Consider the following 17,135-nt stretch of genomic DNA (forward strand, 5'->3'; position numbering starts at 1 on the left):
TGAGATAAATGGTATTATTAGATCCACTTGCTGATGCATTATCCACTATAAAGAACGCTGAAGCTATAGGAAAGAGCTCCTGTAAAATTCAGCCCGCTTCAAAACTCATCGGAACTGTCCTCAAGGTTATGCAGTCCCGCGGATATATCGGTGAGTTCGAATTTATAGAAGATGGCAAGGCAGGTATTTATGAGGTAGAGCTTGTTGGTAGGATCAACAAATGTGGTGCTATCAAGCCACGTTATTCAGTAGGTGCTGCAGATTTCGAAAGATGGGAAAAGCAGTTTCTCCCTGCAAGGAACTTCGGTACGATTATACTGACTACATCCATGGGTGTAATATCACAGTACGAAGCTCGTGAGAATAACGTAGGCGGACAGTTACTTGCTTATGTTTACTGATGGAGAAGGGATATCATGGCAAAAGAAATCAAAAAAGAGATCCCCATTCCCGAGGATGTCACAGTTACGTTCTCAGGGAAGATCCTCTCAGTGTCCGGACCAAAAGGCAAGAATGAAAGAATGTTCTGGTACCCAGGCATTAATATTGAGATTGCGGACTCTGAGATAATCATCGATACTCCATTCAGCAAGAAGACCCAGAAAGCAATGGTCGGAACCTTTGCTTCCCATGTCAGAAATATGCTACATGGGGTAACTGAAGGCTTTGAGTATCGTATGAAAGTTGTTTACTCTCACTTCCCGATGCAGGTAAAAGCAGAGGGTAATAAGCTTACAATAGGCAACTTCCTCGGTGAAAAGAAGTCCAGATCAGCAAAGATACTTGGTGACACTACCGTTAAGGTAAGTGGTGATGAAGTGATCATCACAGGTGTCAACAAGGAAGATGTTGGCCAGACAGCTGCTAACATCGAGCAGGCAACAAAGATCAAAAGGTTTGACCCGCGTATATTCCAGGATGGAATATACATAGTGGAGAAGACAGCGTAGGTGATTTGAATGGAAGGAAAAATCAAACGCCTTTTTAAGGCAAGAAAGGTCCAGAAGGGCAAAAAGCCCAATTTCAAAAGGACAGATTCCCACAAGTACAAGCGTCTGGATTCAAACTGGAGACGCCCGAGGGGTCTACGCGGTAAGCAGCGCAGACACTACAAGGCAAAGGGCGCTATTGCACAGGTAGGCTACGGTAGTCCGAAGGTTGTAAAGGGTTTCCACCCTTCAGGATACTCCGAGGTACTTGTGAACACGGTCAGTGATCTTGACAATGTCGATGCCTCCACTGAGGCAATAAGGATCGCTGGAAAGGTCGGTGCAAGGAAGAAATCAATCATCCAGGCAAAGGCTTCAGAGCTTGGTATTAAAGTCCTGAACCCACTGAGGAGTGAGTGAGATGACCGATCTTACAAATCAGAAAAGGATAGCTGCTCAGGTCCTTGGCTGTGGTGTTAACAGAGTATGGCTCAACCCGGAGGCTGCAGCTGATATTGCAGTCGCCATCACAAGAGCTGACATACGTGAGCAGATCGAGCTCGGCAACATCAAGGCAGTACCTGTAAAGGGTGTCAGCCGCGGACGTGCAAGAGTAAGGGATGCCAAGCGTAAGTACGGACACCGCAAAGGATATGGTAAGAGGAAAGGTAAACAGGGTGCACGTAACCCAAGCAAAGAGCAGTGGATGAAGAAGATCCGTGCTCTGAGAAGAAGACTTAAAGAGCTGCGTGCAGACGGTTCACTTGACAAGTCCGCCTATTGCAAGGTCTACCGCAAGGCAAAGGGTGGCGAATACCGCAGTGTAGCTCACTTGGAAGCACACCTGGAGTCCGAGAAACTCATTAAACGTGGTGAGGAATAATAATGAATTATTTGTATCATAACTTCAGGGGGATCTGATTATGGCAACAGGACCCCGATATAAAGTCGCTTTCAGGAGACGAAGAGAAGGTCGCACGGACTATCACCAGAGACTCAGACTGCTCCTCTCAAAAGAGGACCGTGTGGTCGTGCGCAGGAGCTCAAAGCATATGCAGGTCCAGCTCATCGCTCCGGAGCAGAAAGGGGACGTAACCCTTTCATCCACATTTTCAACCGAGCTCAAGAAGTACGGCTATGACGCATCCACCGGTAACACAACGGCTGCGTACCTGACCGGTCTTCTGTTCGGTTACAAGGCACAGAGCAAGGGATTCGAATATGGTGTACTTGACCTGGGACTCCAGGCAGCATCTCCCGGATCACGTGTATATGCGACCCTGAAAGGTATTGTTGACTCCGGATTTGAGATCCCTCACAATCCGTCAATTCTGCCTTCAGACGAGCGTATAAGAGGAGAACATGTAGCAGAGTATGTGGAAGGATCGAATCTGCCGGAACTGTTCGATGCAGTTAAGGATAAAATCTCTGCTGACTTCAATTAGGTGATTATATGGCATACAACTATGAAGAAGAATGGGTTCCGCAGACAAGGCTCGGAAAACTCGTTCATGAAGGGCAGATCACTTCCATGGACGAGGCAATCGATTCCGGTCTTCCGGTAAGAGAATCCAAAGTTATCGATATTCTGTTACCTGATCTTGAAGATGAGGTGCTCGATATCAACATGGTCCAGAGGATGACTGACTCCGGACGCCGTGTCAAGTTCAGAGCAACTGTTATCGTAGGAAACGGTGACGGTTTTGTAGGTCTTGGCCAGGCAAAGGACGTACAGGTCGGCCCTGCGATCAGAAAGGCAATTGATAATGCCAAGATCAATATCGTAAAGGTCAAACGTGGATGCGGCTCATGGGAATGTGCATGCGGCCGTGAACATACCGTACCATCCGAGGTTAGGGGTAAGGCAGGAAGTGTCATCGTAGAGCTTAAACCTGCTCCACGTGGACTTGGCCTTGCCGCAGGAGACACTGCAAGAAAGGTACTCGAGAAAGCAGGCATCAAGGATGTATGGACAAGGACCGAAGGTACCACAAGGACAACACTGAACTTCGCAAAAGCGACTTTCAATGCACTGCACAACACCGGTACTGTAAGGCAGCCTGTCCGTCTTGAAGAGGAGGCTTGAAAATGTACGCTCTTGTAAGAGTACGTGGTGACGTCAATGTCAGGCAGTCCATTCAGGACACACTTAAAATGCTCCGCCTAAACAGGATAAACCACTGCGTCCTTCTCAGCGACAACCCTCACAACAAGGGTATGATCCAGAAGGTCAAGGACTTTGTAGCATACGGTCCCATCGATGTGGAAACTCTCACTGAGATGCTCAAGAACCGTGGAATGCTCCAGGGTGGCGTAAAGCTTACAGATGAGTATATTGCTGAGAACACGGATTTTGCATCCATTGAGGAATTTGCTCAGGCACTTATCGATGGCAATGCAACGATCAAGGATGTTCCGGATCTTAAACCGGTTTTCAGGCTCCATCCTCCAAGGAAGGGCCACGCCGGCATAAAGAGATCCGCACAGCAGGGTGGTGTTCTTGGTAACAACGGCGAGGACATCAATCTCCTGTTAAAGAAGATGAGGTGATCTGCATGTCAAAAAGTAACACTAAGAAATTCAGAGGATCACGCACCTGCGGCGGCGGTACCACAAAGAACAGACGTGGTGCCGGAAACCGTGGTGGAAGAGGCAGATCCGGTGAGAACAAACACCACGCAACCCGTGCACTTCAGCTCGGTTACAGGCGTGGTCACCAGAAAGGTTTCAGCCGCCCGCCAAAGACCATCCGGGACACTTCCATCGTAAATGTGGGAGAACTGGATGAGCTCGCAGATCAGCTTGTTGAAGACGGTTTTGCGGAACTCGACGGAGAGGTCTATTCAATAGATCTCAATGGCCTTGGTATTGAGAAAGTTCTCGGTGCCGGCAGGGTTTCAAAGAAACTGACTGTGACAGCCTGTGAGTTCTCAGCTACCGCAAGGAGTAAAATAGAGAACGCAGGCGGGTCCTGTACAGAACCTGAAGAGTAATGCCGTATAGGCATTACATATTTATTTATGTATTTTATTCTTTTATATTAAATATATAGAGTATATTTATAAATGGTTAAGGCTATTTCAGGGTTGTTTTACCCCAAAAAATATGGATTTCCCAGTCAGGGTGGAATTAATGAGTCTTAAGGAAAGTTTAAAACCAATTTTTAACAGATTGCCTGCGGTCGCAAGTCCCGAAGGGCACGTGCACTTCAAAAACAAGCTGATGTGGACGCTTGGTATACTTGTGCTATATTTCGCGCTTGCCAATGTACCGCTTTTTGGATTGTCCCCGGATTCGATCGACCTGTTCAAATCCTATCGAGCATTCTTTGCAGGAGCATCCGGATCATTGATGCTTCTTGGTATAGGTCCTATAGTCACTGCTTCAATCGTACTGCAGTTGCTGGTCGGTGCTGATGTAATTAAACTCGATATGTCTAACCCGGACGACCAGGCATTCTTCCAGGGTGCCCAGAAGGCACTGGTTTTTGTTATGATCGTCCTTGAGGCTTTACCGCAGATAGCCGGTGGTTATATTCAGCCCGATACGACACTTGCAGCAACACTTGGTGTTGGTACCGGTGTAATCACAGCCGTTCTGTTTATTCAGATATTCATTGGAGGCGTACTTGTACTCTTTATGGATGAAGTGGTTTCCAAATGGGGAATCGGTTCTGGTGTAGGCCTGTTCATCGTTGCCGGTGTATCCCAGCAGATCGTAACAGGACTTTTCAACTGGACGGCGGACACCTCCGGTTTACCAACGGGTTTCTTCCCCAAATGGATATACATAATACAGAACGTAGGGGCTGACTATCTGTTTACAGGTGACGGCCTGATGTTCATGCTGGTCAACGGCGGTATACTTGCCCTTGTGAGTACGGTGATCATCTTCCTGCTGGTAGTATATGTGGAAAGTACCCGTATTGAAATACCTCTGGCACACAGTGCCGTAAGAGGTGCAAGAGGTAAGTTCCCTGTAAAGCTTATCTATGCTTCAGTCCTTCCGATGATCTTGGTCAGGGCGCTGCAGGCCAATATACAGCTTATCGGGATCGTGCTCAGTGGAAGGGGGATAACCTTCCTCGGAGAATACGTGGGCTCGACCCCTGTCAGTGGTCTGATGTACTACCTTGCTCCGATCCACAGTCCGTATGACTGGATACCGTCACTTGTCAGAGAATCGTTCTCAAGTTACGGTGTAGCTGCCCCGGCAACATGGCAGATTGCTCTTCATGTGCTGACAGATGCAGTATTCCTCATAGCTGGTGGTATTGTATTCGCTCTGTTCTGGATCGAAACAACCGGAATGGGTGCAAAGCCCACTGCAAGGAAGATATTCAATTCCGGCATGCAGATTCCAGGTTTCAGAAGGAATATAGGCAGTATCGAGAAGGTAATGATGCGATACATCCCGAAGGTAACCGTTATCGGTGGTGCTTTCATAGGTTTGCTCACACTGGTAGCCAGTCTGCTTGGTACTCTTGGAGGTGCAGGAGGTACAGGTCTTCTGCTGACAGTGAGTATTGTGTACCGTCTCTATGAGGATATAGCATCCGAGCAGATGATGGAGATGCACCCGATGGTGAGGTCCTTCTTCGGACAGGAATAAATCTAAATCAGGTGATGATTGATTATGAATATAGTATTATTCGGTCCTCCGGGTGCGGGAAAAGGCACCCAGGCCAAGGAATTGTCACAGAAATATGACATTCCTCATATTTCTACAGGTGATATCCTCAGGGCAAATGTCCGTGAGGGCACCGAGCTTGGTCTCAAGGCCAAGGAATATATGGACAAGGGAGAACTTGTTCCTGACCAGGTGCTGATCGGTCTTATCAAGGACAGGCTGGAAGAGCCTGACTGTGAGAAAGGTTATCTCCTGGACGGTTATCCTCGAACGATACCACAGGCTGATGCCCTTGAGGATATCCTTGGAGAGATCTCAAAGCCACTGGACGTTGTGATCAATATCGACGTATCCGATGAGGAAGTCGTAAAGAGGATCAGCGGACGCCGGACATGTTCCTGTGGTGAGAGCTATCATGTCATGTTCAACCCTCCGGAGAAGGAAGGGCTCTGCAATGCATGCGGTGCACAGCTCTACCAGCGTGACGATGACAGCGAGGATGTTGTCAGGCAGAGGCTTGCAGTATACAACGAAAAGACCAAACCTCTTATCAACTATTATGAGGAGAAAGGACTCCTTGTGAATGTAGACGGAAACGGCTCCGTGGATAAAGTGTTTGAGACCATTTCCGAAATAATGGATCGCTACAAGTAAAATTTAAAATAAGGTGATGCTTTGGCAAATGCCGAATTTAAGAATAAGCTGGAGCAGGTATTACTTGCTCTGGGTATATCATTGATGCTGGGTATAGTTATACTGGGGCAGGATTTCAGGAATTCCCTGGGGCAGTCCGTTGGCTTTATCATGGACCCTCTTGTGACTCTCTTGGGTGCCAGTAATTTCCACATTGTCTTGTTCATAATGGCATCGATAACTGCTCTTTACGCATCACTGATCCAGAAATATACCATGGACTGGGAACTGATGCGCTCTACCCAGGAAAAGATGCGTGTGTTCCAGAAGCAGTTCAGGGAAGCTCAACTTTCCAATAACACTTCACTGATGAAGAAGATGGAAGCTGAGCGGAGTGAAATGATGTCCCAGCAGATGGAGATGTCAAAACAGCAGTTCAAACCCATGGCATATATCAGTATAATATCGCTTCCGCTTTTTATGTGGGCGTATTATTATATCAGTGGTCATGAAGCTGCAACCATGGTTTTCCCCTTCTGGGGTGAACAGATACTGACCGATACCATCATCGGTCCTTTCCAGCACTGGATATTCTGGTACTTCATCGCTTCTCTGGCAGTGAGTCAGCTTATAAGAAAGGCACTGGACGTCGGTGGAGTTTAATTGCTGCTGACTATCAGTGGTCTTCCGGGCAGTGGTACTACCACTGTTTCCCGTATTCTTGCAGAGAAGCATGAGCTTGAGATGATCTCTGCGGGAGAGGTGTTTCGCTCCCTTGCAAAAGAATACGGCATGACACTGGCAGAGTTTGGTGAGCTTGCAGAGTCTGATGACTCCATAGATCTCAAGATCGATGAACGCCAGAAGGAAATTGCCAATACAAGGGATAATGTGATCCTTGAGGGAAGGCTCGCAGGCCATATGGCAGACAGGGCACTCAGGGTCTGGATAAAGGCTCCTGTGGAAGTGAGGGTCAGCCGTATTGCAGGGCGCGAATCCGGTTCCTTTGATGAGAAGCTGCTGGAAACAAAAGAGCGGGAAGCATCAGAGGCCATCCGTTATAGCACAATTTATGATATTGATATAAATGACCTGTCAATATATGACCTGGTAATCGATTCTGACAGATGGGACCAGTTCAGTATCGCAGACATAATTTCCTGTGCGATCGAAAACTTTTCTGATAACAATTAACCGGCAGGTTATCTCATGACAGCTTCTGATATTTTACCATCCGAATATCCACGTGAACTAATTCAAAAAGCAGAGGCTATAACTGATCCTGAATACGGATGTCCTCCTGCAGAGCGTCCGATCAGGGATTATATCGAGATGGGAATTGTCAATCTTGATAAGCCGCGCGGTCCCACCAGTCATGAGGTGACTGCCTGGGTAAAGGATATTCTGGAATTGAACAGGGCCGGACATTCGGGCTCACTGGACCCTGGTGTGACAGGTGTACAGCCTATTATGCTTGGCAGGGCCACAAAGGCCGTTTCTGCCCTGCGTCTCTCAGGCAAGGAATATATCTGCCTGATGCGTCTGCATGAACCTGTTCCCGAGAAAAGGGTCCGTAGCATGTGCAGACAGTTCACGGGTCCCATTTTCCAGATGCCACCTGTGGTGTCTGCTGTAAAGCGTGAGGTGCGTGTAAGGATGATCTACTATCTCGAGGTGATTGAGGTAAAGGATAGATCCGTGCTGATGAGGGTCGGATGTGAGGCAGGAACCTACCTGCGTAAACTCTGCCATGATATCGGAGCCGCACTTGGCTGCGGGGCTCATATGCAGCAGCTGCGCAGGACAAAGACAGGTCCTTTCAATGAAGATACTCTTGTTACACTACATCAGCTCAAGGATGCCTATGTTTTCTGGAAGGAGGATGGCGATGAGTCTTACTTACGTAAGTACGTGCGTCCAATGGAAGAAGGTCTCAGTCATCTCCCGAAGATCATTATCCGGGACAGTGCCGTTGATGCGGTATGCAGGGGTGCGGAGTTTGCGACTCCCGGCATAGTAAGCGTCGATAGTAATATAAAAAAGGATAATACTATCTGTCTCTTTTCTTTAAAAGGTGAGGCTGTTGCCCTGTGCAAGTCCCGGATGGATGCTGAAGAAATGCTCAATCAAGAGCATGGAATTGCAGCAGTGACCGAAAGAGTAATAATGGATGCTGGCACTTATCCGCAAGGCTGGCACAGCAAGCCAGAAAAAACACAATAAATCATGCGTGCCGAGATAGTCTAGCGGTAGGGCGCAAGCCTGGAAAGCTTGTGGGGCATCCGCCCCTCGGGAGTTCGAATCCCCCTCTCGGCGCCAATCTTTTCTATAGAATTAAGATACATTAAGCTATAAGCTAATAGTATAGTTATTTTCTAAGATTACTATTTGCCAATGTGTCAAAAATAATAATGGCTAATTTCATTTCTGGTATTTGAAAAAATAAAGAACAAAAAATAAAAAAGGGAAAGAAAAAAAGATCAAGCTGTGGCTGCCTTTTTGGCTTTCTCTGTCTTTTCTTCTTCGGGTTCCTCCACAACTTCAGCTTCTTCTCTTGTAAGAGATGCGATCAGGCATCCTCTTGCGATGGAGTAGATAGGATCTTTTGAGTCTGAGTTTGTGTATTTGTTCTTCTTTACCTTGGAGATGTTTATGGGCAGGTTTGCTTCTGATATCCTCTTTTCGAACATCTCAAGGAATCCCTTAGCACGGCTGCTGCCTCCTGCGATAGCGATCGGGAACTCTGCATCAGGTGGTGCAACCTCGAGAAGTTTTTTCTTCAGGTTTGCAATAAGATAGGTTATCAGTGCATCGTAGTACAGAGCAAGTGCACCCTGGACGCTTCCTATCTCGTATTCTGAGTCAAGTGAAAAATCACTCTCTTTTATTGCCGTGATTCTTTCATTTGCAACACCTGTGGCACTGGATACCTGTTCATCGATCCAGTCTCCACCTCTTGCAATACTGAAGGAGACTATCGGAGTTGCAAGGTAGGCAACGGTTATGTTGGTCATACCTGCTCCTACACTTATTCCGATACCTGTGAAATTAAAGTCTCCAAGCTCTGAGAATACGACTGCCAGACCTTCATCTATCAGGTTTGTCTGGTAACCAAGTCTCTGTGCCAGAGCCTCAACGGTCTTGCTGTGGTAGAGCACGTTGACATTACTGTCCACAGGGCTTGCGGGAACTGAGATATATGCGATCTCTCCGTCCTTTTCAGGCTGTCCGAGCACCCTTTCAATGATCAGCTTGATCATCGGGATGGATTCCTTCTCATCAGGACTGATAATTCCCTGTTTCATCGGTCTTCTGATAGGTTTGTTGAATACGTTGGAGAATTTAAAGGCATCTTCACCAAGTACGTTAATTATGTCTCCCTTCTGGGTGTATAATATCTTGGCACTGTTCAGCATATTCTGTGCCAGATCACCTGCTTCCATTTCCAAAAACGCGTTTCTCTGCTGTGCAAAGGATATGGAGTCACCTTTTCCTTTTTCCGCACATATGATATTCATAGTTCCAACATCAAGTCCTTTAGCCATTTTTATCTCCTCATCGAATTAAGTTTGGTTTTAAGTTTACTGGACAAACTCTTGTCCTGTACCTCTGCGTTCTGTTTCATCGTTGCGCTTAACATTTTTGTTGTCAGATCGATGCCATAATCGTCCACTTTGACCTTCCCACTAATAGTATTCTGCAGACATTCGACTTCCCGGATGCTATCCTTTACTTCAATCCTGTCCTGTTTAGATTCTTTCAGGGTTTTTCCGGGGACAAAATCCGATTTCTCCTCTTTTATGCCCAGGTTGAATTTGGAAAAACTGGTAGCATCTGAAAAGGATCTGTTCAGGGTTTTCTCAACTTCCTTTTCGATATCCTCTATGGAGTACTGGTTAACTGAACCCGTTTCAGCCAGCTGTGTGGAACGCTCTTCTATAAGTTTTAGAACAGCGTTCGCAAAAGCATTCCCTGAAAGCAGGCAGATCCCGGCAGCATATGCAAAAGATACATAGCTGACATTTGGATATGCCCACCCTCCTGGATAGAGTGATGCAAAGAGTGTTACACCGAAGATCGAAGACAGGAATCCGAATATCATTACCCAATTACTATAGAGTCCGTAAGGTCTACGCTGACTCACCATCAGGTTAATTCCCAGTAATATGAAGGAAAGTCCAGCGCCCAGAAGGCCATAGGTGGTTATTATTTCAGAAGGATCAGATGTCCTTTTGAGATTAACCATTATAGCAAATCCAATTGCACTTATGGACAATATAAGGCCAGAAAGGAACACCATCGACCCAAAATAGTATCTGAGTTTTGATTCCATCGCGTTAATTATATCTTGCTATTAATATATAGTTTATGGCCATAAATATATATTTTATAATGCGTTTTTAATTTATATTTATTTATTAATATGTGTTTATTATTTTGTGTAACTTTATCGCAGCAAGTTCGTGCAGGAATCTCTATTGCCAAACCATCCATTTTGTTCACAAATCATTTCCTGTTTAACACGATTATTAGTCATTTTTCATGATTGTTTGTCATGAATTATCAAAATCAGGAGGCTTAGTGTCATTATTTACTTACCTAAAATTATATGTACATAGTTTAAAATACTCTGCTGCGTTTTGGGTCCGCAACCACCATGAAAATCAATACGATCCAATTCCTGGCAAGCTCTTCACACACGATGTCACACCTCTTTATCCCCATATTCGCCAAGTCCCTTGGTGCTTCTTTCTTAGAGGTGGGGATAATAACCGCAGCATTTGGTGCTGCTTCCTTCCTGTCATCCTTCATATTCGGCAAAGCCGCGGATATAAATCGTCTGCGCCCCATAGTACTTGCCGGTCTGATAATGTCGGCACTGTCTTTCTTCCTTCAGATATTTGCATACGATGCCGTCTCGCTTACGCTCATTAGAGCCCTGGCCGGTTTCAGTATGAGTATATACCCTGCCGCACTGATAGTCTACATTTACTACCAGAAGGGAAGTATCGGGAAGTTCAGCTCCTATGGCTCCCTCGGATGGATGGCAGGCTTCCTGCTGGCAGCGTTCGTTGAGGATGTACAGTATCTTTTCATGCTGTCCTCGCTCTTTTACTGCGTTGCCTTTGTCACCGCCCTGGGTCTGAAGGATGTACAGAAGCCTTCTGTCAATGTAAGTTATTTCTCAGTGGAAACTTTTGTAAATAACAGCCCCACCTATATTTCTGTCTTCATTAGGCACGCAGGTGCCGGAGCGGTCTGGATAGCCCTGCCCCTCTATCTGGCAGAAATGGGAGCATCCAGTTTCTGGATAGGTATCATCTTTGCCATAAATCCCTTCATTCAGTTCCTTGTGATGCGCAGACTTGATAGTCTCAGGAACGAATGGCTCGTGAAATGGGGTTTTATCCTGACAGGCATGGCATTTATGGTATATTTCCTGGCACCTGGTTTTGTCTTCATGGTCCCGGGAATGTTGCTCATAGCCTTTGGATGGTCCTTCCTCTTTGTAGGCGCCAACCAGTTGCTGGTCCAGCGCAACAGGGAAAAAGCCACAGCTTCCGGAATCCTCAACTCTGTAATTGCCGCAGCAAGTATTGCAGGTTCTGTGGCCGGAGGTCTGATCCTTGAATTCTCAGGTTACAAGGAAACGATGATATTTGGTGTGGTGTGTGCATTTGTCGGAATGTTCATCTTCAAATCGAAAGATGTTCCTCTGGAAGTTGTTGGCAAATTGCCTTCAGGTATGCTCCTAAAAGACTGATCAAAAGATTGATCTATTGTCGGAGGGCTGCCATCCAGTCCTCCGTCACAGTCATTATCCTGGTTTCGGCATCCTGTAATGCAAATACTCACATTTGAGGTGACAAAGTATTTAAGCAATAAACATATAGTGAATCCTCGCTTGCATTACTATTTCTTGCATGAATAATCTTAAATACAAAAAATAGTATATACAGCCGAGTCACGTTCTATCATTAGAATATCATTACCCCTAATTCGGGGTGTGCCGGGTGTTTATCCCGGGGCTACGGGATGCGTTGCATCCTTAAGGAGGAAAGTAAATGGCAGACGAAGAAATTAGACATCTTGTCCGTATCATGAATACTGACTTGCAGGGTAATCAACCTGTAATATATGCACTGACAGGTATTCGTGGTATTGGTATAAGGACATCAAAGATCATTGTGGACAGTACCGGAATCGACCCGAACGGGCTCATCGGATATCTTTCAGATGAGGACGTTGCAAAACTCGATTCAGCAATTAACAATTTTGAGGGCAACATGCCCAAGTGGATGCTCAACAGGCAGAAGGATCCGCTGACCGGGGACGACAAGCACCTGTTGGGACAGGACATTATGCTTACACTTAGAGAGGATATCAACACTCTCAAGAAGATCAGGGCATACCGTGGTCTAAGACACGAGAGAGGCCTGAAGGTCAGAGGCCAGAGAACAAAATCCACCGGCAGGCGTGGTTCAACCATCGGCGTTAGCAAGAAGAAGTAATTGAGGTGATCTTATGGGATATCCAGGTAAAAAGAGAAAGAGTTACGATACTCCAAAGCACCCCTGGCAGGCTACCAGGATGGCCGGTGAGGTTGAACTTGTCAAAAAGTACGGTCTCCGTAACAAGAAGGAGCTCTGGAAGGCACACAGTATTCTGAGAAGGTACAGGGCAGACGCCCGCAGACTTCTGGCAGAATCTGCAGAAGGAGAACTCACAGGTCACCTTAAGACAGAGTCTGACCAGATCCTTGCAAGGCTCATTCGCTATTCAATAATCCATGGCGATGCAAATATCGATGATATTCTCGGTCTGGAGACAAACTCCATTCTGGAGCGCAGGTTACAGACACAGGTCCACAGGCTCGGACTTGCACGCACTCCAAAGCAGGCAAGACAGTTCATTACCCATGGTCACATTGCCATCGACGGTAAGAGAGTAACTGTTCCTGGTATGCTGATCTCAAAAGAAGAGGAAATGCGTATCGATTACTATGGTACGTCTCCGCTTGCCAGTGAGAGCCATGCAGAAAGGCCGGCACAGGTAGCATCATCTGTAGCAGGAGTAGAGAAGGAGGAATAAAGACATGGCCACAAACGGAATCTGGGGCATTGCCCACATCAAATGTTCATTTAACAATACAATCATCACCGTGACAGATATCACAGGTGCCGAAACACTGGCAAAATCATCTGGTGGTATGGTCGTAAAGGCTGCACGTGATGAAAGCTCACCATATACTGCAATGCAGATGGCAAGTCAGCTTGCTGACGTACTCAAGGACAAGGGAATCGAAGGCGTTCACATCAAGGTACGTGCACCTGGTGGAAACAAGCAGAGAAGTCCGGGTCCGGGAGCACAGGCTGCTATCAGGTCATTTGCCAGGGCAGGTATCAAGATCGGAAGGATACAGGATGTAACTCCTGTGCCACACGACGGAACCCGTCCAAAAGGCGGAAGAAGAGTATAATCTAAGCGGATAAGAAACTCATGACAATGGAAATAGACGTACTGGAGATATCTGAGAGGTCTGCAAAATTCGTATTGTCCAATGTAAGTGCAGCCTTTGCGAACGGTATAAGGAGAGCGGCCCTCTCCGATGTACCTACACTTGCAATTGACGATGTCAACATATACAACAATACGTCTGTCCTCTTTGACGAACAGCTTGCATTAAGGCTTGGTCTTATCCCTCTGGCTGCGAACATGGACGAACTTGTACCCATGGAGGAGTGTAGCTGCGGCGGCACAGAATGTCCTGCGTGCAAGGTCTCCCTGACTCTCAGTGCCGAAGGGCCCAAAATAGTATACTCAGGCGACCTTATTTCCTCTGATGAAACGGTACAGCCTGCAGATTCGAATATTCCCATCATTGACCTGAGAGAAGGTCAGAAGGTAGTGCTTGAAGCAATAGCCCATGTGGGTTATGGCTACCAGCATGCTAAATGGCAGGCAGGTGTTGCCTGTGGATACAAGAACATGCCAGTCGTCACGTTCAACAACTGTGACATGTGTACTGCATGCATCAAGGAATGTCCGCAGAGCATCATCAAGATGGGGCCTGAAGGAGCTGAGATATCCGAAGAGGATATTTTCAAGTGTATACTCTGCAAACTCTGTGCTGAAAAGTGTGATATCGATGCGATCACAGTTTCCCAGGATGAGAATTCTTTCATTCTGACTATGGAATCGGATGGCTCTTACACTATCCAGGAGTTAATTATAAATGCAGGGAAGAACATTAAGGACAAAGCCGCCCGGATGGGGGAAATCTTAGATTCCCTGTAAGCCGGCCAGGAGATTTTTCTCCTGAACATTTATTTGACAATGCTCGTGCGGGGGTTGCCCAGCCAGGCCAAAGGCGCTAGGTTGAGGGCCTAGTCTCGTAGGAGTTCGTGTGTTCGAATCACACCTCCCGCACCATATTTTCTATCATAGGCTGCTTTGTCAGATAAATACTATCCAGAGATAACTTTCCCGGTCATTATCATGTGCGGGGGTTGCCCAGCCAGGCCAAAGGCGCTAGGTTGAGGGCCTAGTCTCGTAGGAGTTCGTGTGTTCGAATCACACCTCCCGCACCATACTTTCAACATCAGTTTTCACGACTTTTGACCGCATTTTTTTGTGTACTACAGTGAAATATGTCTTTTTCTATTATAATCTAAAGATATCAAATTTTAACTAAAAGACCAATCGTCTGAACTATTTTTGTTATCAGAAGGCATTTTACTGAGCTTAGGTGCCGAATGAATATATACTTATGAACCCTCATTTTGAATTGGGTATACCCCATTATAGCCAGCAGAATTAAAATGCGTAGAATCGGGTTTCTGTTTGAATTATGTTTAAACCCGTGATCAGGTCTACGCTGAATAGAGGGGAGTAAATATGGCTAAGAAATTTAAAGAAGATGAAGAAAGGATCGAAAATATACGTGCTGAGGATACGACAGCAAAATCGAGAAGAGAGGCAATTGAGGACATAGAAAATAAAGAAAGAGAAGATATCGAACGTCAGAATAGAAAATAAGGTCAGAGTTTAATTTTCTACATAAATCTGGCAAACAGATATTTTAAGAAGATGAAATTCAGGGAGTGATAGCATTGACAGTTCCAAAGGTATTATCTGCCAGTAGTGTTGAAGGAGATTCCGTGACAAATCCAGAGGGTGAGGATCTGGGGAAGATCGAGGAAGTTATGCTCGACCTGGATGAAGGAATGGTTGCATATGCCGTACTTTCGTTCGGAGGTTTCCTTGGAATCGGTGACAAGTTATTTGCGGTCCCGTGGCAGGCGCTGAGCAAAAAGCCGGATTCACATAGCTTTGTCCTTGATGTTGACAAGAATACACTTGAGAATGCTCCGGGATTTGACAAGGCCAACTGGCCGGGCACCGGTACAAAAGAACACAGGGATTATATTACAAGAATCTCCGAATACTATGGCTACAAACCATACTGGATACATAATCCGTAAATGTACAAAAAATGAATAATTCTTTTTGAGGAAGTAATCCCATACTTCCTTTCTATTTTGAATTCTCTGAGCTCAATGTTGAGCTTTTCCTTTCCTGGAAAGTTTTCTCATATCATTGACCTCTGTTTTACCAAGAACTTTCAGGAAATGGGCTGCACGAAGTGCAGTCTGTTGTTTTCTCTCTTCCGCACGGGTCTGGTATACCCTTATTGAACGAAGGAAATCTATCTTACGAAACTCCGGCCAGAAAGGTGCACAGAAATAGGATGCACATTCATTACCATTGGCCTGCCATGGCAGGAAATTCGAAACCCTTTCATCTCCTCCCGTCCTGATGATAAGATCCACGTTGGGAAGTGCTGTTCCATCCGCGGGGTAGAGGTGATTTGAAATTGTTTCCTCATTGATATCTTCCAGGGAGATCTCTCCCCTTTCAACCTTTGATGCGATCTCGCGGACAGCCTGGACGATTTCCTGTCTGCCTCCATAGGCAATTGCAACATTGAGGTTGAATTTGTCATAAACAGATGTTACAAGTTCCACGTTCTTGATGGACTCCTGAAGTTGATCCGGCAGCTTTTCAATATCGCCAATGGCATGGACGCGCATTTTTCTTTCATGGGTCCTTTCGTCCTCTCCGATCTCATCGAACTTGACCCTTATCAGATCGAAAAGATTTTCTTTTTCATCATTTGATCTGTTGAAATTCTCAGTGGAAAATGCGTAAATTGTGAGATGTTCTATGCCCAGCTCACAGGACCATTCTATCACTTTTTCGGTAATACTCGCACCCTGGCGATGCCCGAAATTTGTGATCTGGCCCAGTTTACGGGCATACCTGCGGTTACCATCCATTATGATTGCTACGTGCCTTGGAATAGGGGCGTTTTTGACTTCCTGTGTAAGGAGATGTTCATATCCTCGATAGATCAGTTGAGGTATGTGTTTCAATATTTTAAACACCACATATTTTCGATTGGCTGCTAAGCAATGGGAATTTTTACGTTTTTTATAAGTGCATCTATAATAATAACGGGGTTTTTAGTGATCAGTAATTCTCTAGAACAGATTTAACTATGTCCCTGTAATCTTCCTTCAACAGGTATATGTTATGATCGCCGGTAACATCAATGCTGAGTATTCCAAGCCTGGTGTTCATAAGACCTACCATTGCTGAAACTCCTCTGTAACTGACATCAAAATCTGCATTGTGGAGATGTTCGTAAACGTCACCTGTAGTGAATTTACCACCTTTTAGGAATAATTTAAGAACTACTTTACGTATGCCTGTGTCATCGCGACTAAGATATTTTATGAGCCTGTCCCTTACTCGCTCTTCTATCGTTTCCAGTACAAACACCTCTTTTTTTTATATGTTATTTTATCTTATAAAACTATTGTACTTGTAATCGTAAACCGCAAGGCAACGAAAATCGTTCTACTTATCTCATTCTAACAT

The 17,135-nt window shown here is 45.7% G+C and carries 24 protein-coding genes and 3 tRNA genes; 23 read left to right on the top strand and 4 right to left on the bottom strand.

Translation table 11 applies throughout. From position 1 onward, the window contains the following. Positions 1–8 precede the first annotated feature (8 nt). The 14 genes from HWN40_RS02920 (at position 9) to HWN40_RS02985 (ending at position 8,510) form a co-directional block, all read left to right on the top strand. Positions 9–401, top strand: a complete 393-nt coding sequence (locus HWN40_RS02920) for a 30S ribosomal protein S8 (protein WP_176964352.1) — start codon at positions 9–11, stop codon at positions 399–401. A gap of 15 nt (positions 402–416) precedes the next feature. Then, positions 417–950 (top strand): 50S ribosomal protein L6, encoded by a 534-nt coding sequence (locus HWN40_RS02925; RefSeq protein WP_176964353.1) that lies wholly within the window; start codon positions 417–419, stop codon positions 948–950. Positions 951–959: 9 nt separating this feature from the next. After that, entirely contained in the window at positions 960–1,349 is a 390-nt protein-coding gene (locus HWN40_RS02930) for a 50S ribosomal protein L32e (RefSeq protein ID WP_176964354.1), read from the top strand. A 1-nt stretch (position 1,350) separates the two neighbouring features. Then, on the top strand, positions 1,351–1,812 hold the full coding sequence (locus HWN40_RS02935) for a 50S ribosomal protein L19e (RefSeq protein WP_176964355.1): 462 nt from the start codon (positions 1,351–1,353) through the stop codon (positions 1,810–1,812). A gap of 40 nt (positions 1,813–1,852) precedes the next feature. Next, positions 1,853–2,374 carry a 50S ribosomal protein L18 gene (locus tag HWN40_RS02940; protein WP_176964356.1) on the top strand — a complete coding sequence of 174 codons (522 nt, stop codon included), beginning with the start codon at positions 1,853–1,855 and terminating at the stop codon, positions 2,372–2,374. Between the two features lie 8 nt (positions 2,375–2,382). After that, positions 2,383–3,015: a 30S ribosomal protein S5 gene (locus HWN40_RS02945; protein WP_176964357.1), complete on the top strand. Its 633-nt coding sequence runs from the start codon at positions 2,383–2,385 to the stop codon at positions 3,013–3,015. A 2-nt stretch (positions 3,016–3,017) separates the two neighbouring features. Further along, positions 3,018–3,479, top strand: coding sequence for a 50S ribosomal protein L30 (locus HWN40_RS02950; protein ID WP_176964358.1), 462 nt, complete (start codon positions 3,018–3,020; stop codon positions 3,477–3,479). A 5-nt stretch (positions 3,480–3,484) separates the two neighbouring features. Continuing rightward, positions 3,485–3,922, top strand: a complete 438-nt coding sequence (locus HWN40_RS02955; RefSeq protein WP_176964359.1) for an uL15m family ribosomal protein — start codon at positions 3,485–3,487, stop codon at positions 3,920–3,922. 139 nt (positions 3,923–4,061) lie between these two features. Then, a complete protein-coding gene (gene secY / locus HWN40_RS02960; protein ID WP_176964360.1) occupies positions 4,062–5,540 on the top strand; it encodes a preprotein translocase subunit SecY in 1,479 nt (492 codons plus the stop codon). 24 nt (positions 5,541–5,564) lie between these two features. Continuing rightward, positions 5,565–6,212, top strand: a complete 648-nt coding sequence (locus HWN40_RS02965) for an adenylate kinase (RefSeq protein ID WP_176964361.1) — start codon at positions 5,565–5,567, stop codon at positions 6,210–6,212. 21 nt (positions 6,213–6,233) lie between these two features. Next, a complete protein-coding gene (locus HWN40_RS02970) occupies positions 6,234–6,854 on the top strand; it encodes a DUF106 domain-containing protein (protein ID WP_176964362.1) in 621 nt (206 codons plus the stop codon). Continuing rightward, positions 6,855–7,385, top strand: a complete 531-nt coding sequence (gene cmk / locus HWN40_RS02975) for a (d)CMP kinase (RefSeq protein WP_176964363.1) — start codon at positions 6,855–6,857, stop codon at positions 7,383–7,385. Between the two features lie 15 nt (positions 7,386–7,400). Next, on the top strand, positions 7,401–8,414 hold the full coding sequence (locus tag HWN40_RS02980; RefSeq protein WP_176964364.1) for an RNA-guided pseudouridylation complex pseudouridine synthase subunit Cbf5: 1,014 nt from the start codon (positions 7,401–7,403) through the stop codon (positions 8,412–8,414). Between the two features lie 9 nt (positions 8,415–8,423). Then, positions 8,424–8,510, top strand: a tRNA-Ser gene (locus HWN40_RS02985). A 161-nt stretch (positions 8,511–8,671) separates the two neighbouring features. Here the strand turns inward: HWN40_RS02985 and HWN40_RS02990 are convergent. Further along, on the bottom strand, positions 8,672–9,736 hold the full coding sequence (locus tag HWN40_RS02990; protein WP_176964365.1) for a disk-shape morphogenesis protein volactin: 1,065 nt from the start codon (positions 9,734–9,736) through the stop codon (positions 8,672–8,674). Between the two features lie 2 nt (positions 9,737–9,738). Next, complete coding sequence (locus HWN40_RS02995) at positions 9,739–10,524, bottom strand: cell division protein CdpA domain-containing protein (RefSeq protein WP_176964366.1); 786 nt, start codon at positions 10,522–10,524, stop codon at positions 9,739–9,741. A gap of 324 nt (positions 10,525–10,848) precedes the next feature. On the opposite strand from HWN40_RS02995, the gene HWN40_RS03000 reads away from it, so the two are divergent. The 9 genes from HWN40_RS03000 to HWN40_RS03040 all read left to right on the top strand — a co-directional run bounded on the left by HWN40_RS03000 (position 10,849) and on the right by HWN40_RS03040 (position 15,676). Next, positions 10,849–11,955 carry an MFS transporter gene (locus HWN40_RS03000; RefSeq protein ID WP_176964367.1) on the top strand — a complete coding sequence of 369 codons (1,107 nt, stop codon included), beginning with the start codon at positions 10,849–10,851 and terminating at the stop codon, positions 11,953–11,955. 301 nt (positions 11,956–12,256) lie between these two features. After that, a complete protein-coding gene (locus tag HWN40_RS03005) occupies positions 12,257–12,703 on the top strand; it encodes a 30S ribosomal protein S13 (protein WP_176964368.1) in 447 nt (148 codons plus the stop codon). 13 nt (positions 12,704–12,716) lie between these two features. Further along, positions 12,717–13,283, top strand: coding sequence for a 30S ribosomal protein S4 (locus tag HWN40_RS03010; protein WP_176964369.1), 567 nt, complete (start codon positions 12,717–12,719; stop codon positions 13,281–13,283). A gap of 4 nt (positions 13,284–13,287) precedes the next feature. After that, on the top strand, positions 13,288–13,671 hold the full coding sequence (locus tag HWN40_RS03015; protein WP_176964370.1) for a 30S ribosomal protein S11: 384 nt from the start codon (positions 13,288–13,290) through the stop codon (positions 13,669–13,671). Between the two features lie 20 nt (positions 13,672–13,691). Beyond that, positions 13,692–14,489, top strand: coding sequence for a DNA-directed RNA polymerase subunit D (locus HWN40_RS03020; protein ID WP_176964371.1), 798 nt, complete (start codon positions 13,692–13,694; stop codon positions 14,487–14,489). A gap of 47 nt (positions 14,490–14,536) precedes the next feature. Continuing rightward, positions 14,537–14,624, top strand: a tRNA-Leu gene (locus HWN40_RS03025). A gap of 70 nt (positions 14,625–14,694) precedes the next feature. Next, positions 14,695–14,782: transfer RNA gene (locus HWN40_RS03030), tRNA-Leu, on the top strand. A 307-nt stretch (positions 14,783–15,089) separates the two neighbouring features. Beyond that, the gene (locus HWN40_RS03035) at positions 15,090–15,230 is read left to right on the top strand and encodes a hypothetical protein (RefSeq protein ID WP_176964372.1); all 141 of its coding nucleotides are present in this window, start codon (positions 15,090–15,092) and stop codon (positions 15,228–15,230) included. Positions 15,231–15,304: 74 nt separating this feature from the next. Further along, the gene (locus HWN40_RS03040) at positions 15,305–15,676 is read left to right on the top strand and encodes a PRC-barrel domain-containing protein (protein WP_176964373.1); all 372 of its coding nucleotides are present in this window, start codon (positions 15,305–15,307) and stop codon (positions 15,674–15,676) included. 72 nt (positions 15,677–15,748) lie between these two features. On the opposite strand, the gene uppS is transcribed toward HWN40_RS03040, so the two are convergent. After that, positions 15,749–16,630, bottom strand: a complete 882-nt coding sequence (gene uppS, locus HWN40_RS03045) for a polyprenyl diphosphate synthase (RefSeq protein WP_176966253.1) — start codon at positions 16,628–16,630, stop codon at positions 15,749–15,751. Positions 16,631–16,724: 94 nt separating this feature from the next. After that, entirely contained in the window at positions 16,725–17,036 is a 312-nt protein-coding gene (locus HWN40_RS03050) for a DUF2551 domain-containing protein (RefSeq protein WP_176964374.1), read from the bottom strand. Positions 17,037–17,135 lie beyond the last annotated feature (99 nt).

Origin of the sequence: Methanolobus zinderi (assembly GCF_013388255.1) — an archaeon.
GTDB classification, from domain to species: Archaea; Halobacteriota; Methanosarcinia; order Methanosarcinales; family Methanosarcinaceae; genus Methanolobus; species Methanolobus zinderi.